We start from the raw sequence: 19,355 nt of genomic DNA, 5'->3' as shown, positions 1-19,355 counted from the left end.
AAAAGAAACGGTTTAAAGTTGGGCGGCACAATCATCGTTCAACGCTACTATAACACGGGCGGTTATCCTAATATGTCGCTGCAAGTCATATAAAACGGGTATCCTGCTTTCTATCGGCGTGAACAACGTCAAAATCCTCAGTATATTCTTGAAACGCTGATAATTGCCGTAATTGCTTTCCCCCTTCTATATTTTCCAGCGGGGCGATAACACAGGGGACGAGCAATCTGCTATTCAGTCCAGTAGCAGAAACTTATCCCATCCCGGAAATCGAATCCCCTGACGATGGACAGAGTATCTGGACATCGCGGACCAGTACATCCCCTACGACACCTCTAAATATGAATTGAATCTATTTTTTCCGCTATTCTTCACACTTTACCCGCTCGGTCAGTGACGCTCTGGTGGCGAGCCGGTATGAAAATTCTGCCGCCACACCACCGATGGCAAATAGGAGAAGCAGTATCCCCACCGCGGGCAGGGATATGGCGGAAACTTTCACGTCAAATACCCGCGCCAGCAGCGCGTTGGATAAAGCTGACCCAACTACAAATGCCGCAAGCCCGAACACCCCGCCCGCGCTGTTCTCATACACCATCATCCGGCGCAGCTGCCCGCGGGTCATGCCCACGGTCTCCAGCATGGCGAACTCCCTCCGCCGCAGCACCGTGGAGGTGAGGGCGCTGTTCACCATGTTCATGAGCCCAATTAGGAAGATGATTCCGCAAAGGCTGTAGCCGGTAAGCTGGATGGCCCCCAGCCGTTCCTGCAATGCTTTCATGTTGGTGAGCTTGCCGCCCACAAGATACTCGAACCTGGTGTCGCCGGAGCCCACGCCGCGCCCTTCCGTCAGGGCCTGAACTTCTTTCAGTAGCGCATCTTCCATGCCCTCTTTCGCGTTCACGAGTACCGTGAACGCCGGGGCGTCCGGGAACTCCCTCTCAAAGACGCTCTCGGGCAGCAGGAAAAACATTTCCTCCACGCCGGCGGAGTTCGCCGTGAGCCTTCCGCAAATCTTTCCCAGCGCCGTCCAGAGGCCCGAGGGCAGCTCAAGGTGAATGACACTGTAATCCCTGCTAAGGCTGAGCGGGTCCCCGGAGGAAAGCCGCAGATTCAGATAGACCTCCTGCCCGTCGCTTTCCGTGGAAATACACAGTATGTGCCGGCCGTCGTACAGTTCCTCTCCGTCATAGCAAACTGGCTTGATCCTGTCCTCCTGGGACACCACAATCTCCCGGCAGAGCTCGTCGGGGATGCCCAGCACGGCGGCTTTTACACTGCCGCAGTCAAGAATATCCTGGTATTCCTTCCGCACAAAGTCATATTCCGACCCCGCCATAAAGTCCCTGATTTCCTCCGCCAGCCCGGGGGTGATGTCCGCGTCAATCTGCTGGAAGCGCAGGAGCCGCGTTTCCTCCACGTTGTCAGAGGTGGCAAGGCTATCGAGGATATCCGGCTCCACCGCCGCGAATTTTGAGATTTTTGTCAGCTCCTCGGGGATAAGACCATTGCGGTCCCCGTCCCACAGCCCCAGCTCCACGTCAAACATCCCCAACTGTTTTCCGCCAACCATTGTGTCAATTTCCGTGAACGCACCCACTAATATAAACAGCAGCACAGACACCATTGCTGAGAGGGAAGTGACAAGCATCCGCCCCCGGCTGCGTCGCAGCCCGGCCATAGCCAGACTTCTGGGGGAGGCTCCTGCCTCCCGGCGCTTTTCCTTTTTGGGAGCTTTGCTCTCCGGCTCGGGAGAGACCGACTGTATGGGGGTCATTTTCTTGATGCGCGCAAGGGGCCGCAGCGCCGAGAAGAACAGGGTAAACAGCGTCAGTCCGGCGCTAGTCAGAGCGATCATCGGGCTGAACCGGTTGGGCAGCACCTCCCCGCTCATGCTTATAAATATAGGGGAGAGGAGCTTAAACCCGATGAAATACCCCAGTAGCAGACCCACCGGCAGCGCCCCGCAAGCAATGAGCCCGGTCTGCATCAGCGTCAGCTTTTTCATCTGCCGGTGGGTCATGCCGATGACCTTCAAGAGCCCGAAGGAGCGCATGTCCTGGGTCAGGGCGATGGAGTACACGTTGTAGATGAGCAGGAACGCCGCGAAGAACAGCACCCCGATCACCAAGAGCATCAGCAGGACAGTGCCCGGCTGGAGGAGGCTACCCAAATCCGCGGCGACAAAGGCGTAGTTGATTTGGCTGCGCCGCTCCTCACCGGGGGTCTCCCACTGTGACAGCCGCTCCACCACTGCGTCCAGCCGCCGGTCTATTCCGAAGCTGCTGTGAAACTGCACTATGACGCTCAGTTCCAATTCCTCCGCCACGTGCTCCCCATACAGCGCTACCGCCGGGGGCGGCACGTCCGCGTCGCTGTGGTAGAAGCCGGAAACGGTGTAGGTTCTCTCCATCGGTTCCGCAACCTTTACGCTCTTAATGAAAAACCGGACCTGGTCGCCAATGGAAAGCGTGGGGAACACCTCCCGGCAGAGCAGAGTCTCATCCGCCCCTTGGGGGAACCGACCCTCGGTCAGTGTCATGAAGAGGTGGGGGAGAATCTTCTCCCGGTCCACAAAAAGCATGCCAAACCCTTGCTCTACGCTGTTCGCCTCGGCCGGTTCCACCCAGCGCACAGGCTCAAAGGACATCAGAAATGTCTCCGAAACCTCGGGGGCTCTTTGAATTTCCTCCCGCAAGGCTTCCCCGGAGATAGAATATCCCATATCAAAAATGGAGGCGTGGATGTCGGAGCCAGACGCCAACATTTTGGAGAGCTGTACGGAATCCAAAGAGCAGTAGGCGAAGCTGATCACCGTCATGTATAGCACCGTGGTGAGCACCACCGCCACGGCAACGAATGTGGTGCGCAGCCGGTGAGAGCTTATCTGCAAGCGTGCAAGCCGGAAAATCATTTTGAGCCCTCCCTGCTATCGGAAATAATGCGCCCGTCCTCGATGCGTATGCGCCGGGAGGTCATCTGGGCCAGCTCCTCGTTATGGGTGATCATCAAAATAGTCTGGGAAAATTCCCGGTTCAGCTTCTCCAGAAGCAGCATGACTTCCAGGCTGGTCTTGCTGTCCAGGTTCCCTGTGGGCTCGTCCGCCAGGACGATGTGGGGCTTTGTGGCCAACGCCCGGGCAATCGCCACCCGCTGCTGCTGTCCGCCGGAGAGCTGGGAGGGCATGGAATAGCGTTTTTCATAAATTCCAAGGGTGGAGAGCAGCTGTTCTATTTCTTCCCGGTCGGCTTTCAGCTTGTCCAGCCCCAAGGGCAGAACGACATTCTCCCAGACGTTCAAGCCGGGGATTAGGTTGTAGCTTTGGAATACGAAACCGATATAGCGCCGCCGGAAAACCGTCAGCGAGTCGGGGGCCAGGGAGTAGAGGTCTGTGCCATCGATGGTTACCGTGCCCTTGGTAGGGACGTCAATCCCCCCTAGCAAGTGCAAAAGGGTGCTCTTGCCGCTGCCACTGGAGCCCACCACAGAGACAAATGCCCCCCGCTCCACAGACAGAGTTAATCCGTCCAACGCCCGCAGCGCGTTCTCTCCGCTTCCAAAAATCTTTGTCAGTTGATTCGTTTGTATGAGCATAATTACGCTCCTTTCCGGTTAATGTGCTTATTATAACAAACGAATCTTTCCAGACCGCAACGAAGTCTTTCACTTTTGAAAGAATCATAATTTTTATTTGGTTGGCAGAAAGATACTGAACTGACACCCCGCGCCCTCGCGATTCTGACAGAATACCCGCCCGTTCTGGGCCTGCACGATCATCCGGCAGAGGGTGAGGCCAATCCCCACGCCGGAAGCGTTCCGGGTGGTTTTACCGCGATAGAACCGCTTCCAGATCTCGGGCAGCTCCTCCTCTGAGATTCCTGGGCCTTCGTCCAAAATGTCCAGCCGGATGTAGGCGTCATATCTCTGGGCCGTGACCACGATTCTCGAATTTCCCGGCGCGTATTTCACGGCATTATCCAATATGGTCCCCACCGCCTCCGCAGTCCAACGCAGGTCAAATAGCGCGATCAGTCCTTTAGGGATTTCCGCAGAAAGAACCAGGCCTTTTCTCTCGGCTTCAGGCACAACGGCCGACAGCGCCTGGGCTGCCAATGTTTCCACCAATTCTTGGACCGGGTGCACATTTTCTGCAATCAGCCCTCCCTCACACCGGGAGAGCTTCACCAAAGCCTCCAAAAGAAACCGTAGCTTTTCTATCTGTTGTCCGATCGCCGCCGATTCTGGAGAGGCCGGCAGTAATTCGGCGTACATGGCGGCAGCGGTTAGCGGCGTCTTGCATTGGTGTGCAATGTCGGAAACCAGCGCGGCAAGATTACGGTAACTCTCTGTAACACGCTGGTCCCGGGCTTCTTCTTCGCTGCGCTTTAGCTTCAGCTGCCGTGCAATAGGCGCAAGCTCACTCTCCTTCACCGCAAAATCGTCTTTGCCCTCCAGCGCTTTTTGCACATCGTCAAGTAGCTTTTTCCGATGGTTTTTCTCATGCAGAACACCCCCCGCGGCAACAAGCCCTGTGAATATTCCATAGCAGACGGTCGGCCATATGCTGCCTATATAAAGGCTGTTCACAAAACAGAACGCCAGGGTGAGAAGGATCCAAAACACCAGAAAAAGCAGCGTCATCCCCTATCACCTACCCACATATATCCCAGCCCGTAAATAGTACTGATGCTTTTCTCACCTAACCGCCCCCGCAACCGGCTAACCGCAACAGACAACGCGTTTTCGTTCAGTTCCTCGCCGCCCTCCCAGAGAGCGTCCGTTAGTACCGCCCGAGACAACACATTGCCCGCATTTTTCACCAGTACCGCCAGCAGCTTGTATTCCGTGGAACCGAGATACACCTTTATACCGTCTACAAAAAAATCCAACGATGTAAAATCGAACCGATACCGTCGGTCCACATACAGATCACTTCGCTTTTCCGTGCGTTCCAGCAGGGCGGCGATCCGCTCCCGCAGCACCATCAGGGAGAAGGGCTTCTTTACGTAATCGCAGGCTCCGGCGCGAAAGGCGGCCACCTCGTCGATTTCTGAATCCCGCACGGTGAGGAAAATTACCGGGATCGTCATTTTGCTCATGAGCTCCCGGCAGAAGTCGATGCCGTTGCCGTCGGGGAGGTTGCAGTCGAGAAGCAATAGATTGAACCGCTCGTTCTCCAGCCGCCGCCTGGCAGAGGCTAAGTCCTTCGAACCCACCGTGTCCAACATGTCAGAAGAAAGCGACTGACAAAGGCCTATGCGAATGGCCTCGTCATCTTCAACGATTAGGATTTTTTTCATGTGTTTTCTCCTTGCTTTGTAACATCATTTCGCCCTGCGCTGATCAAGCTGATCAATGGATTTAAACTTTTACGTCTTTTGTCCATTTTCTTAAGGCAATACCGCAGAATTCTAAGTACCGTATTGGGCAGTCAGATTTTTCTTCAGAGGGTACAGATTGAGCGCCGTCAATATCACCATTGACCAGCGAAAGCTGTGCGCTATCACGGAAAATCTGCAAGCAAGACGGTGCTTAAGGCACCAGCCGCGAATGGTGCGGTGTTGCCTTAAATTCGCGCTACTAGCAATTATGCCGCTATTCAGTGGAAAATCCAGGTGGGAGTTTGGGTCTTAAGACTTGTTCGAAGATGGAACCAACGATATGCCTTTTCCTTGCAGAAGAAGCATTGGGCGAACACAATCTTTCCTTGTTCGGGATTAGGCTCTGTTTGAAAAATCGAAAACGCCGCCTTTTGCCCAGAAGAGGCCACTTTCTACGCATTCAAAATCCTTTGGGACCGACAAAAACATAGTAAATCCGCCGACCGTTCTCTATACTCTTAGCTTTTAGTAAACCCTCAAGAATCCCTTTCCTCTAGAAAGGCCTCTACCGCCTGAGCAGTAGGGATGGACGGCAGTGCGCCGGGAACGGAGATGGCTAACGACGACGCGTGAGAAGCCCGCTTTAGCGCAGCTTCTGGCTGCTCGCCGGCTAAAACCGCTGCCAAAAAATACCCCAAAAAGGTATCTCCCGCAGCAGTAGTGTCTACCACCGAAATAGGAACCGCTATGCACCGGCAGCATTGCTCTTTGTCCGCATAAACCGACCCCTCTCCACCTAAGGTCAGTACCACCTTCATATGGGGGTACCGGGCCAGCAGTGCGCTGGCCACCTCTTGGGGATCCGTCTTTCCGGTAAAGCCCTCCCCCTCGATCTCATTGAGGATAAGCCAGGTCACGCCGGACAGGTCGCAAGCCAAAAGCTCTGGATCAATGGGCGATGGGTTTAGGGCCACCCGCATCCCCCGGCGGCTGGCAGCTTTCAACAAATAAGGAAGGTGAGAAATTTCGTTCTGGCAGACTAGCACGTCCTCTGGGAAAAAGTGTTCCAAAACCGCGTCTATCTCCTCTTGGGTAATCTCTTGATTAGCCCCTCCGTCCAGAACAATGCAGTTCTCGCCAGAGTCTGCCCGCTGAATCACAGCGCTGCCGGTCCTGCCCAAAGAGGACAATAAATAGCGGCAGTCGGCCCCGTTCTCTTCCAGAGCAGCCCGAAGGGGTTCGCCGCCGGTTCCCAACTTCCCGGCATGGTACACCTGGCAGCCTGCCCGAATCAGGGCAATGGTCTGGTTGAACCCCTTTCCCCCACAAAAGCTCTCTACCTTTTGGGCAGAGATGGTTTCTCCCGGCCGGGCAATATGAGGCACGCTGAGAACGGTATCTAGGTTTAACGAGCCAAAGTTAATAATTTGGGCCGACATAAAAACGCCTCCTGAATTTTGATCGGGTTTTATTAAGGCAACACCGCACAAAGATTGTGCGCGAGATGCGCAGTCAATTTTTTCGTCAGAGTGTACCGATTTGAGCGCCGCCAAATCTGGCGGTTGGCAGGCGAAAGCCGTGCGCTCTGACAGGAAAAGCGCTAGCAAATCGTGTGCAGAATCCGCAGGCCGGTCCTTGTGCGGTGTTGCCTTAATAATTATGAGTTTATCTCTTCACTAAGGCTTTGTCAAGAGGCGGAAATCCCCTTTTCACTGCCCCAGTCGGAAAAAGGACTTGACTTGAGCTTACTCTAAATCATATAATTTATAAAAAAGTACAGAGAGGAGTTCTGTTATGAAAAAATTAGGATTTGGTTTAATGCGGCTGCCTACCAACAGCCCCGCTAATGCCGGGGACATTGACCTAGAACAGGTAAAGCAGATGGTGGACCTTTTTATAGAAAGGGGCTTTACTTACTTTGACACTGCCTGGATGTACTGTGGCTTTCAGAGCGAGCCCACTGTTAAAAAAGCACTGGTGGAGCGCTACCCCCGGGATAGCTTTACCCTAACCACCAAGCTGCACTCCGGCTTCTTCAACTCTTTGGAGGAACGGGACAAGGTGCTGGAAGAACAATTAGAAAAAACTGGCGCCGGGTATTTTGACTACTATATGCTCCACGGCATTGAGCCGAGCAGCTATCCAAAATATGAGCAGTTCGATTGCTTTCGCTGGCTACAGGAAAAGAAAGCCCAGGGGGTGGTCCGGTCCATTGGCATTTCCTTCCATGGTCCGGCGGAGCTGCTGGACGAAATTCTTACCAAATACCCCTTCCTGGAGTTTGCCCAGCTGCAAATTAACTACCTAGACTGGGAAAGCCAGTGGGTACAGTCCCGGCTATGCTATGAAGTGGCTGTAAAACATAACACGCCCATTATTGTGATGGAGCCTGTAAAGGGTGGTACCCTGGCAAAGGTACCCGCCCAGGTGGAGCAGTTGTTCCAGACCTACAATCCTAAGGCTTCCCCCGCCTCCTGGGCCATTCGCTTTGCCGCTGGTCTGCCGGGGGTCAAGATGGTGCTCTCTGGCATGAGCCGCCTAGACCAGATGGAGGACAACCTAAGCTATATGGAGGATTTTCAGCCTCTCAACGACCAGGAGAAAGCCCTGGTGGCCAAAGCAGCGGAGATTATCAACAGCCAAATTGCCGTGCCTTGCACCGGTTGCTCTTACTGTACCGAGGGCTGCCCCCAGAAGATTGCTATTCCCCAATATTTTTCTCTTTATAATGAGGATATGCGGGAACATCTGGAGGAAAAAGGCTGGACCGCAAACTTTAATGTTTATAAGAATTTGGCCAGAACCTTTGGAAAGGCCGCGGACTGCATTGCATGTGGCCAGTGCCAGGAGATGTGCCCCCAGCATCTGCCTATTATCGACTACTTAAAGGATGTCTCAGCGCATTTTGACCGCTAATTCTTACCGGATAAACTAAGGAACGGCATCGCCCGCAGGCCACGCCGTTTCTGAAACAGTTCTATAGGGGGCCAGGCCTTCCAAGGTCCGGCCCTCTTTTATGTTCTCTCACCCTCACAATGCCAGCTTGAATTTCAAAAGGGTGTAGGCCTGGCCATCATGAGGCCGGGTCATGGGCTCTTGGCTGACCAACGTAAAGCCCGCGGCCTTTGCAAGGGCAATGGATGCAGTGTTCTCCTCCCAGGTGGAGTAGAGGAATTCCCGAGCACCCAGCCTCTTAGCATATGCCAAGAGGCATTGTACGATCTGTTTTCCAAAGCCCCGGCCTACAAAGTCTGGCCCCAGGCAGATACCCACCTCCTGCCAGGTATCTGGGCCCACCTGTTCTACTCCGGCAAACCCAATGGCCTGGTGGGTAGAACGTAAATACACAATATAGGTGTCGTGGCTCTTTTGGAACTCGATAGTCCGGCGCATTCGCTCCTTTGCTTCTGCCTCATTGAGACTAAGCTGGGGCAGCATATAGCGGAAGCTCTCCGGGCGGCTCCAAACATTGCTGTACATGGCCTGCCAGTCCTCCTGCCGGCCTTTGTCCAAAATCAGGTCTTTGGTTTCTAACATGACGATTTCTCCTTTCAGCAATATTGTGCGGTCCCCCATTCTTAAGACCCTGTAGATTTATAACGCCGTACGCCGATGCGCCACACCACCCAGCAGGGCACGACAAACAGGCAGGCAATCAGCGGCAAAAAAATGCACCAGGAGTCCTCCCTTCGCCCTAAAAGGTACAGCAGCGGATAGTACTGCACCAGGGCGTAGGGCACCACAAAAGTACAGAACAGCAGCATCCCCCGGCCGTAAATGCCCCAGGGGTACTTGCCGTGCTCCACGGCCCCATAGGTAAACACGTTCATAAACTCCAGCCCTTGCAGGGTGAAAAAGGCAATGGCCCCGTCCAGCAGGAACAGCGCCGAGAACAGCACTACACCCCCAATCACCATGAAAACGGCTGTCAGCACCCGGGGGAAGTTCCAGTCCACATGGCAGCTGCAAAGGCCGTAAATCAGCATAACAACACCCTGCAACAGCATACCAACACGCACAAAGTCGATGCGATAGGCCAGTACCTGGAAGATCTCATTGCGGGGGCGGCAGAGAATGCGGTCGAACTCTCCGTTGGCAATCATGCTGTCGAACACCTTGAACCCCGAGGCGAACATCTGAGCTATGGAAAAGCCCATGAGCGTGAAACCGTAGCAGAGCATTACTTGCTCATACGTAAAGTTCTTTACTGTGTGAAAGCGCTGGAACATGAAGAGAATCCCCAAAAACACCGTGAAGTTGGTGAGAAAGGACCCGACCACTGTGGCGAAAAAGGAACCCTTGTACTGCATAACGCTCTTTAAATGAATGGAAAAATATTTTCTATACAGCCGAAGCATTCTCTTATCCCCCCTGTACCACTACGCGTTTGAGTTCTATTTGCTCTAAGAACTTGCCCGCTGCCACCAGGGCCACAATCCAAAAGGCTTGCAGGGCCACCAGCCGCAGCATTTCCTCTCCCCATAGGTCCCCGCTGTAGATGCGCAGGGGCACATTCACCATAGCCGAGAAGGGCAGCAGCTCCACCACCCGGCGGACCGCGTCCGGGAAAAAAGGCAGGGGGACAATGTCTCCGCTGAGGAAGTCCGCCACGCCTATGGCCATCAGCCGTACCCCCCGGGGGGAAATGGTGTGGAAGGTAATCATGTACACGATCATGCAAAAGGCCGTGACCACCCCTGTAGCCAGGGACAGGGAGAGAACAAACCACAAAAATGCCCCCAACCCCGCCGGGGCCCCCAGGCCGTAGGGCGCGGGAATCAGCAGGGCCACTAGAAGGGGCGGTACGCACCGCAGCATGGCGTTGGAGAGCCGGGTGGCCGCCTGGCGGGTGAACCACATGCCATACACATCCACCGGACGGCACAGCTCGTAGGCCACATTGCCGCTTTGTATCACGTTAAAGAATTCGCCGTCCATGCCGTTGAGAGTTAAAAGCAGCAAAAAGGCCTGTTGCAGCCATATGTAGCTAGAAACGGCTTGCATACTCATAGGAAACGCCGCCGGGTCGCTCTCGTAAAAAGCCTTAAAGGCCAGAATGGCCATGGCGCCCCAAAAAAATTGGCACACCAGGCCGCCCAGGGCCGCGGCCCGGTATTGCAGGCCCATGATGAAGCGCAGCCGAAAAAAAGACAGATATTTTTTCATGGTGCCCACCTCACACGTCGAACTTTTTGTACAGCTGGGCCACGGTCTCGTCGATCTGCTCCCCGCCCCGGCGGATGTCCTCCAGGCCGCCGTCCAGCAGGATCTTTCCTTTGCCGATGAGCAGAATGCGGCTGGCCAGAGCCTCGATGTCCTGCATGTCGTGGGTAGTCAGCAGTACGGTGGTGCGGCGCTCTTGGTTCAGCCGCCGGATAAACTCCCGCACCGCCAGCTTGGAGACCGCGTCCAGGCCAATGGTGGGCTCGTCCAAAAACAGCAGCTTGGGGCTGTGGAGCAGGGACCCGGCTATCTCGCAGCGCATCCGCTGGCCCAGGGACAGCATCCGTGCCGGGGTGCGCAGCAGGTCGCCCAAGTCTAAAAGCTGGGTGAGCTCGTCCACGTTTATCCGGTAGGTCTCGGGAGGAATGGCGTAGATATCCTTCAGCAGCTCGAAGGAGTCGATGACAGGCACATCCCACCACAGCTGGGTCCGCTGGCCAAACACTACGCCGATCTCCCGCACATGGCGAGTGCGCTCCTTCCAGGGGACCCGGCCGTTTACCAGGCACTGGCCGCTGTCCGGGGTAAGGATGCCGCTGAGAATTTTGATGGTGCTGCTCTTCCCCGCGCCGTTAGGGCCTATGTACCCCACCATCTCTCCATCCCGGATGGAAAAGCTGATGCCGTCTAAGGCATGGATCAGGTCGTACTCCCGGTGGAACAGCGCCTTTGCCGCCTGGGCAAAGCCCGCGTCCCGCCGGGCCACCCGAAAGGTTTTTCGCAGGTCCTTTACTTCAATCATGCAGAACACTCCCTTCTTGTTACAATTTATAGTTATTTTCTTAATCACCCCTCGCGAAGGGCAGGACATAAATTTTACAACAGATTTTCTCTTAAGTCAACAAATTTTTTTCACAAATTTTCCAGAATAATTCTGTGGAAAGTTACGGTATCGCCGCCAGGCAGAGCGGCCTTCGGCGGCCAGGGCCTTTGCCCCCTGAACCCCTACCACTTTTGGAAAAGTGGACGAAACTTTTATTGCGTTCCTCTCCTTTTCCTTACTGTGGCCCCCTTAGCCTCTGCCACTTATGTCCATTCCTCTATTGACTCTCCTTAACCAAGATGGTATACTAAATCGGTATACTTTTACTGGGAGGAATTACCTCATGGAAACTCAAAAGCAAACGTCCCGTTCAGTGGGCTTCTGGCCGGCAGTGACTATGTTTGCCCTGCTGATTACCCTAGTGGTCACCTTTACCGCCCTGCTGGGCAGTGCGCCCCATGTGCCGCTTTTGATCGCGGCGGTTCTGGCTGCCCTGCTGGGCGCCCTGCACCGCTTCTCTTGGCAGGACATGCTGGAGGGCATTACCAGCGCCATTACCCCCGCGCTGCCCGCCCTGCTGATCATCATGTCCATCGGCGTCCTTATCGCTGCCTGGATGGATGGGGGCATCATCCCTACCATGGTCTACTATGGCTTGCAGATTATCTCGCCCCGGTTTTTTCTGGTAACAGCCCTTTTGCTCTGCTCTCTGGTCTCTCTTTCCATCGGCAGCTCCCTATCCACCATTGGCACGGTAGGGGTTGCTCTGTTCGGCATTGGGGAGGCCATTGGCATTCCTGGGCCTATTACTGTAGGAGCCGTGGTCTCCGGAGCCTACTTTGGCGATAAAATGTCTCCCCTCTCCGATACGACCAACCTAGCCCCCTCTGTATCCGACACCAATGTGTTCGACCATATCCGCCATATGATGGTGACCACCACCCCCACCTATGTGCTCTGTATCATGATCTATGGGGTCTTGGGCTTTGTGTTTGGGGGCGGTGCAGCGAATACCGCTCAGGTCCAGATCACCCTAGATACCCTGCGGGAGCAGTTCTTTATCCATCCCCTATTACTTTTGCCCCCAGCCCTGGTATTGGTCATGGTAATTTTCCGGGTTCCCGCCCTGCCCGGGCTGTTGGGGGCGGCATTGCTGGGGGTTCTTTCCGCGCTATTGGTCCAGGGGGCGGCCTTTCGCTCCCTTATGGGCAACATGATGAACGGCTTTTCCGCCAGTACCGGAGTGGAAGCCGTAGACACCCTGCTGAACCGGGGCGGCATGCTCAGCATGATGCGCACCGTGGCCCTTATGCTAATTGCCCTAAGCTTTGCCGGTATCTTCGAGCGTACCGGCATGGCCGGGTCTATTCTGGAAAAGGTGGTAAGCCACATTAAGTCAGACCGAGGGCTGGTAATTGCCACCATTCTCACCGCCTGGGGGGTACTTCTGGGTACCGGGCAGCAGTATGTAGCCATTATCATGACAGGCCGGCTGTTCCGCCCTCTTTACCAGAAACACGGCCTAAAGCCCCAAAACCTTAGCCGCGCCCTGGAGGATGCTGGCACGGTCTTTGGCGGCATTGTTCCCTACAGCACCGGAGCAGGATTCACCGAGAATATGCTGGGCATCTCCGCTTGGCAGTACGGGCCCTTTACCTTTTTTGGCTGGCTCAATCCCCTAGTGGCCATTGCCATTGCGGCTATGGGCAAGAGTATGCCGAAAGTAAAGAGACAGGATAACTAAGAGAACAAAAAGAAGCCTGGCGTCTACAAAAGATGCCAGGCCTTTTTTATACGCTTTGCCACAGAATAGGAGAATTAGAATAACGGTATTTCTCCCTGATAATTTCTTGCCCTCTCCATCAGCGGTCCCCGGGCCCCCATGGTAAAGGCAATATTACTACTGCGAATGGCCAGGAGCCACTGGCCAGGAGCCAGCTCCAGCTTTTTCAGCATGGCGGGAGTTAGCTGGATGACACCTTCTGCCGAGACCTCCAGCCAGCAATAAGCCCGGCCCTTATAGGGGACGAACTCCCCTTGGGGCAGAGTGTACTCCCGTAAGCCCGGCAGTTCCGCTAATATTTTTCCCAGAAGAGAGGGTAAGAGCAGCCCCTTTCTGGTGACACAAAAGCCACCGGTGGCCTTTGCCCCTGTAAACAGATAGACCCTGCCCTCACGGCAGATGCCGTACTCCTCCATTGCCTGGGGAGGAACACGCAGACTGAGTTCCTCCCGAATTAGGGACTTTCCGAACACAAACTTTCCGCCCTTATTTAACTGCGGCATAAAATGATTCCTTTCCTATAATCTATGTACCACTTCCACATGAAATTCCACATACGATAGGCGGGCAAACGATCTCATTGCGCGTCCAAAATACAAACAGTCCTGTAACCAACCTACACGCCTCTATTTATTATACAAACTTTTTTCCTTTCTAGACTTTCCAAATGTCTCCGGGGCTTGGAACCAGCACAGCAGAAAAATGATAGAGGGGACCAGTCCCAGCATCCAGCCAATGGGCGCCGCCAGCCAAATGCCCGTATAACCAATGGCCAAGGGCAAAAGTACGGAGATACCAATTTTTGAAGCCAACTCTACAATACTGGAGACCAGGGTGATCTTTACCGCGCCAATGCCCCGCAGGGCGGAATTCACGGTCCAGATTGCTCCCAAGGCCACATACAGCGCCGCCTCAATACGAATCATGCTCACCGCAGCCTCCAACACATAGGCGCTGGGCTCCTCCATAAAAATCAACGCCAGCGGACGGGCAAAAATCATCATTATAGCCGTGGAGACCAAAGCCAGGCTTCCCACAATTAACACGCCCTTCTTTAGGCCCTCTGCAATGCGTCCATATTTCTTGGCTCCAAAATTCTGCCCAGCATACACGGAAAAGGAAAACGCCACATTGGAGAAGGATACGGTAGCCAGCTGCTCCACCTTTCCACCCACAGTATAAGCGGCCACAATGTCGGAGCCAAAGGAATTGATCACTGCCGTAATGACGAACATTCCCACGCACAGCACCAGGCTTTGGGCGCACATGGGCAGACCAATGCGCAGGTACTGGCGGATCATCTCCCCGTCAAACTTCCAGGAATCCCCGTCCGGCTTTAGGCGCGGGTGCCGCCGCAGCATGTACCAGGCGCACAACACCGCCGAAACCAGCTGGGAGATTACCGTGGCCCAGGCCACCCCAGCCACGCCGCCTTGAACAGCCAGTACAAACAGCAGGTCCAGGGCCACATTTAAGAGAGAGCTGAAAATCAGGAAATACAGGGGGGTTTTCGAGTCCCCCACCGCACGCAGCACAGAGGACACGCCGTTATAGGCAAACAGGGCCGCGCTAAGCCCGCCAGTGATCTGAATATACGCCACAGACTGGCCAATGATGTTGTCCGGTGTACCCAGCAGCTCCATCATGGGCCGGGCCCCAAAGAAGGACGCCAGCCCCAAGACCAGGCTTCCGGCCAGCACCAAGTACACCGCATGGGTTACCGCCCGCTTCAGCAGGTCCTGGCGCTTGGCGCCCTCGGCCTGAGAGATAATCACCGAAATACCGTTGGTCAAGCCGTTGCCCATCAGCATGATAAACATACTGGTAGACCCCGCCGCGCCAATAGCGGCTAGGGCGTCGATACTTACAAAGCGTCCCACTACAATGGTATCTACCATGTTGTACATCAGCTGGAATACCGCACCAATCCACATGGGGATTGCGAATAAAATCAGTAGTTTTGCCGGAGAACCCTGGGTCATATCCAAAGTCGCGTCCCGATTTTTTTGCACATCAATTCCTCCTGGCAGATTATCCTTTTTGAAGCTGTTCCTTATTGTACTGCAGGGTATACAGTTGATAGTACCGGCCCTTCCGGTGCAGTAGCTCCTGGTGGGTACCCTGCTCTAAAATCTTCCCGTGCGAGAGCAGAATAATATTGTCCGAGTGCTGAATGGTGGAGAGCCGGTGAGCCACAATCAGCATAGTGCCAATGTTCTTCATCTTCTCCAGCGAGTCTTGAATCAGCAGCTCGGTTTCCGTGTCAATATTGGCAGTGGCCTCGTCCAGAATCATCACAGCGGGCTTGTGGATAATAGTCCGGGCAAAGGACAAAAGCTGCCGCTGTCCAGCGGAAAAGTTGTTGCCCCTCTCCCGTACCACTTCGTCCAAGCCGTTTTCCAGCCGGTAGATAAAGCTATCGGCGTTTACATACTCGCAGGCCTTGCGGATGTCCTGGTTGGGAAATTCGTCCCGCAAAACGATATTGCTGCGGATGGTGCCGGAAAACAGGAACACATCCTGAAGCATCTGACCAAAGTGCCGGCGCAGAGAGGACAGGGTGATATTTCTAATATCCACCCCGTCAATGAGGATTTGTCCCTTCTGGATGTCGTAGTTCCGGCAGATCAAGGAAAGGATGGTGGACTTGCCCGAACCGGTAGAGCCTACAAAAGCCACGGTCTGCCGGGGCATAATATGGAAGCTGACGCCCTTTAGCACCCACTCGCCGGGATTATAGGCAAACCACACGTCCCGAAACTCGATCTCGCCCTTGACACTGTCTATGTCCTTGGCCCCAGGCAGGTCCACCACCTTGGGCTCCATATCCATAATGGTGAAAATCTTCTCGGCCGCTGCAAAGGACCTTTGCAGCATGTCGAACTGTTCTGCCAGCTGTTGAATGGGGTTAAAGAACTTTGACACATACATATAAAAGGAAACCACCACGCCGCTGGTCACGGTCTGGCCAAAGACGGTAAGGTTTTGGATATATCCCTTGCCCCCCAGATACAAAAGACAGAGCACAGAGGAGATGTACAACATATACACCATGGGCTGGAAGATGCCGAACACAAACATCCGGCTACGCTTGGCACTTTGCAGCATCCTGCTTTTTTGCAGGAAGTCCCGCATCTTTCGGTCCTCCTGGTTGAAGATTTGGGTGATCTTGATCCCCGACAGGTTCTCGGAAAGATAAGTGTTCACATCTGTAGTTGCGTCGTTTACCTTTAGATGTACCCGGCGGGAGAAACGGCGGAAAATCACCGTGAACAGAATGACGAAGGGTACAAAGCACAGCACCATCAGGGTGAGCATGTAGTTGAGCATCAGCATGGCCGCCAGCACGGCGAACACGATCATCACATTCTGAATCAGCGTGACCAGGATATTGGTGAACATAAAGGAGATGGCGTTGGGGTCGTTGCTGACTCGGGTGACCAGCTTACCCACGGGAATATCGTTCAGCTGCTCATGAGAGAGGCTCTCAATATGGGTAAACACGTCTTGGCGCATGGCGGAGAGGATCTTCTGCCCCACCCTTTGCAGCACCATGGCCTGGATGTAGGTGCAGGCCAAAGACACCAGCAGAATTGCCACATAGCCCGCTATGATCTTGAGCAAATAGGACATTTCAAACTGCCCTACCACCGTCTCTTCGATGTGGCCGATAATCAGCGGCGACACCACGGAGTAAATATTTGCTAGGAACATAACCAAAAGCACGATAATGAACTGCCACTTATAGGGCTTGGCGTACTCCATCAGCCGGCGCACAATCTCCCGGTCCGGCATGTTCCGGTGGTCATCTACCATCTGGTTCTTCTTTTTGGCCGTGAAAAAGGCCACTGTAAAAATCAATGCAAAGGTTCCGATAATGGCTCCTACAATCAGAATCGGCAGGTACTCACGCATTGTGCTCGCCCCCTTCCTCGTCCAGCTTTTGCAGGTCTACCATCCGCTGGTATTCCGGGCAGGTATTATATAGCTCCGTATGGGTCCCTACGGCTATCAACCTGCCCTGGTCAATAAACAAGACCTTGTCCATTTGTTCGATAGTGGAAATGCGGTGAGCGATCAAAATGGTGGTCTTACCCGCCCGGGTGGCCCGGAGGTTTGCCAAAATGGTCCGCTCGGTCTTGGTGTCCACCGCCGAGACCGAGTCATCCAGAATCAGAATAGGCGCGTCCTTCATCAGCGCCCGGGCAATAGAGATGCGCTGCTTCTGCCCGCCGGAGACCGTTACGCCCCGCTCGCCCAGCACTGTCTCATACCCCTGCTGAAACTGCTCGACATCTCCCGCCACATCAGCCAGCCTGGCGTACTCCGCCACCGGTTCCTGGTGGTCCTCTGCCACGCCGAAAGCAATGTTATGCTCTATGGTGTCTGAGAACAGAAAGTTATCCTGGGGCACATAGGCGCAGCCCGCCCGCAGGGACTGGATGGTTACATCATTAACATCGTGGCCGTCTACAAAAATCGTGCCGTCGGGCACATTGTAGGTACGTAGGATCAGATCCACCAGAGTGGTCTTACCCGAGCCGGTTTTGCCCACTAGACCCACATTCTCCCCTGCCTGAATGTTAAAGGAGACATCCTCCAGGGCATTGAACTCGCCATCTGGATACCGAAAGTTTAGGTTTTTAAACACAATGTCTCCTCGGATGGCCTCCAGGGGCTTGGCTCCGTCCCGGTCCTTGACTGTCACCTTGGCGTCCAGCAGCTCGCTGACCCGGTTCATAGAGGCCTGGCCCCGGGAGGTCATGTCAATGAGCTCACTAACAGCCATGATGGGCCAGATTACCGCGTTAAAATAGCCGATGAATTCCACCAGCTGACCAGCGTTAAACACCCCCTGGTACACCAAAAAGCCGCCGTAACCCAAGATGACGCAGATGACGCTCTCAATAAACAGTGAAACAAAAATGCGGAACAGCACCACGGTCTTGGTGTGGTCCACATTGGCCACCTCGTTTTCCTGGTTCAGCTTTTTAAAGGCCAACAGCTCTTTAGATTCTTTCACAAAAGCCTTGATCACCGCGATGCCGGAAAAACTTTCCTGGGCAAAATCCGATAGTTTCGAGAAAGCCTCTTGGCGGATGTCCCATTTTTTCATCATGCGCTTGCCCACCATGGTGGCCATAGCCAGCAGAATGGCCATGGGGATCATAGAGAGCACGGTAAGCAGGCCGTTCATCTGCCACATTTTAATGACCGCCAGGCTGCCCATAAAAAGGGCATCGAAAAACATCAGAACGCCCCAGCCAAAGCAGTCCTGCACGGTATCCAGGTCGTTGGTAAACAGGCTCATCAGGTTGCCCACCTTATTGACCTGATAATACTCCCGGCTCAGGTTTTTGGCGTTGTCAAACATGCGGTTGCGCAGGTCGGCCTCCAGCCGGATGGCCGAGCCCATAAAGGCCAGCCGCCACACAAAGCGCCCCGTCACAATGGCTAAAATAACCCCTACCATAGGCATACAAATACGGTCCAGCAGAAAGTCCATGTCAAAGGGCAGGGTTTGGCCCTCGACCACCACATACCCCTGGTTTAGGCCGTTAATGACCAGCTGATACAAATTGGGGATTTCCAGCTGGAAATAGTCCACCACTACCAGGGATAGCAGCCCCAAAAGCAGTACCCCGCCGTAGCGTATGTAGTAGCGGTTAATATGTCTGCCAAAGATCACAGGCATTCCCTCCTTTTCTTTTTGCTAATTTTTTCCATGAGTTTAAATTATAACAGAAAACCTTCAGGTTTTCCAGACTCTTTTTTCACAAATTTTATCCCTATCGTTTCGTGCCTTCTCCACAAAACCGGTCGCTAGCCGCGGGATATATCTCCGCACCCTTTACTTTTCATATTAATTATTCATATTTTTTCTCACTAGAACATTGGACCCAGGCCAGCTACTATTTGCTATAGTTGCCCTTGTGTTCTTCAAAAGATTTTTTCCCCTTGGTGGAACACCAAACTCTCGCCACGGAACCGACACACGGTGAGCCGATGGCTGATGTAGATGGCAGTCTTGTCTCTGACAATCCTAAATTTCCTTCTCGGCAATAGGGTCCAAGAGGCTGTGGGCTCATCGGGTCAAATAAAAGGCGCCTCCTTATACAGAGCCCGAGGTACGGGCAATCATCACCACAATTTTCTCCTGACACCCGCCAAGCCAGCGCCGCCATAAAGACTGCGCACGATCACACATTCTACTATGCCTTGCTCTTCCCTAGCAACTCATCCTTTTCAGAAGAAATTTTCTGCC

15 protein-coding genes are annotated in these 19,355 nt (G+C 54.1%); 2 read left to right on the top strand and 13 right to left on the bottom strand.

From position 1 onward, the window contains the following. Positions 1-364 precede the first annotated feature (364 nt). The 5 genes from U8U68_RS16315 to U8U68_RS16295 form a co-directional block, all read right to left on the bottom strand. A complete protein-coding gene (locus U8U68_RS16315; protein ID WP_322202682.1) occupies positions 365-2,914 on the bottom strand; it encodes an ABC transporter permease in 2,550 nt (849 codons plus the stop codon). Next, entirely contained in the window at positions 2,911-3,597 is a 687-nt protein-coding gene (locus U8U68_RS16310; protein ID WP_322202693.1) for an ABC transporter ATP-binding protein, read from the bottom strand. Before U8U68_RS16310 ends, U8U68_RS16315 begins: the two co-directional genes overlap by 4 nt. Before the next feature lie 90 nt (positions 3,598-3,687). Continuing rightward, positions 3,688-4,641 carry a sensor histidine kinase gene (locus tag U8U68_RS16305; RefSeq protein ID WP_322202680.1) on the bottom strand — a complete coding sequence of 318 codons (954 nt, stop codon included), beginning with the start codon at positions 4,639-4,641 and terminating at the stop codon, positions 3,688-3,690. After that, complete coding sequence (locus U8U68_RS16300; RefSeq protein ID WP_322202678.1) at positions 4,638-5,300, bottom strand: response regulator transcription factor; 663 nt, start codon at positions 5,298-5,300, stop codon at positions 4,638-4,640. Before U8U68_RS16300 ends, U8U68_RS16305 begins: the two co-directional genes overlap by 4 nt. Before the next feature lie 557 nt (positions 5,301-5,857). Continuing rightward, positions 5,858-6,760: a ribokinase gene (locus U8U68_RS16295; protein WP_322202676.1), complete on the bottom strand. Its 903-nt coding sequence runs from the start codon at positions 6,758-6,760 to the stop codon at positions 5,858-5,860. A 355-nt stretch (positions 6,761-7,115) separates the two neighbouring features. On the opposite strand from U8U68_RS16295, the gene U8U68_RS16290 reads away from it, so the two are divergent. After that, positions 7,116-8,237 (top strand): aldo/keto reductase, encoded by a 1,122-nt coding sequence (locus tag U8U68_RS16290; RefSeq protein WP_322202674.1) that lies wholly within the window; start codon positions 7,116-7,118, stop codon positions 8,235-8,237. Between the two features lie 114 nt (positions 8,238-8,351). Here the strand turns inward: U8U68_RS16290 and U8U68_RS16285 are convergent, their stop codons facing one another. From U8U68_RS16285 to U8U68_RS16270, 4 genes are read right to left on the bottom strand one after another with little or no spacing between them, the layout of a single operon-like run. Then, the gene (locus U8U68_RS16285; protein WP_322202672.1) at positions 8,352-8,858 is read right to left on the bottom strand and encodes a GNAT family N-acetyltransferase; all 507 of its coding nucleotides are present in this window, start codon (positions 8,856-8,858) and stop codon (positions 8,352-8,354) included. A gap of 41 nt (positions 8,859-8,899) precedes the next feature. After that, a complete protein-coding gene (locus U8U68_RS16280) occupies positions 8,900-9,679 on the bottom strand; it encodes an ABC transporter permease (protein ID WP_322202670.1) in 780 nt (259 codons plus the stop codon). 4 nt (positions 9,680-9,683) lie between these two features. Next, positions 9,684-10,487: an ABC transporter permease gene (locus U8U68_RS16275; protein WP_322202668.1), complete on the bottom strand. Its 804-nt coding sequence runs from the start codon at positions 10,485-10,487 to the stop codon at positions 9,684-9,686. 10 nt (positions 10,488-10,497) lie between these two features. Beyond that, positions 10,498-11,286, bottom strand: coding sequence for an ABC transporter ATP-binding protein (locus U8U68_RS16270; RefSeq protein ID WP_322202666.1), 789 nt, complete (start codon positions 11,284-11,286; stop codon positions 10,498-10,500). A gap of 364 nt (positions 11,287-11,650) precedes the next feature. Between U8U68_RS16270 and nhaC the strand changes: the two genes are divergently transcribed. Next, complete coding sequence (gene nhaC / locus U8U68_RS16265) at positions 11,651-13,051, top strand: Na+/H+ antiporter NhaC (protein ID WP_322202664.1); 1,401 nt, start codon at positions 11,651-11,653, stop codon at positions 13,049-13,051. A gap of 74 nt (positions 13,052-13,125) precedes the next feature. Here the strand turns inward: nhaC and U8U68_RS16260 are convergent, their stop codons facing one another. The 4 genes from U8U68_RS16260 to U8U68_RS16245 form a co-directional block, all read right to left on the bottom strand. Further along, entirely contained in the window at positions 13,126-13,593 is a 468-nt protein-coding gene (locus tag U8U68_RS16260) for a hypothetical protein (protein ID WP_322202662.1), read from the bottom strand. Positions 13,594-13,716: 123 nt separating this feature from the next. Next, entirely contained in the window at positions 13,717-15,102 is a 1,386-nt protein-coding gene (locus U8U68_RS16255; protein WP_322202660.1) for an MATE family efflux transporter, read from the bottom strand. A gap of 19 nt (positions 15,103-15,121) precedes the next feature. Further along, positions 15,122-17,005, bottom strand: coding sequence for an ABC transporter ATP-binding protein (locus tag U8U68_RS16250; RefSeq protein ID WP_322202658.1), 1,884 nt, complete (start codon positions 17,003-17,005; stop codon positions 15,122-15,124). Continuing rightward, on the bottom strand, positions 16,998-18,779 hold the full coding sequence (locus U8U68_RS16245; protein WP_322202656.1) for an ABC transporter ATP-binding protein: 1,782 nt from the start codon (positions 18,777-18,779) through the stop codon (positions 16,998-17,000). The genes U8U68_RS16250 and U8U68_RS16245 overlap by 8 nt, the downstream gene beginning before the upstream one ends. Positions 18,780-19,355 lie beyond the last annotated feature (576 nt).

This window comes from Acutalibacter intestini (genome assembly GCF_034334985.1).
GTDB classification, from domain to species: domain Bacteria; phylum Bacillota; class Clostridia; order Oscillospirales; family Acutalibacteraceae; genus Acutalibacter; species Acutalibacter intestini.
Note: the sequence above shows the minus strand (reverse complement) of the source record. Positions and strands in the feature narration are given on the sequence as shown.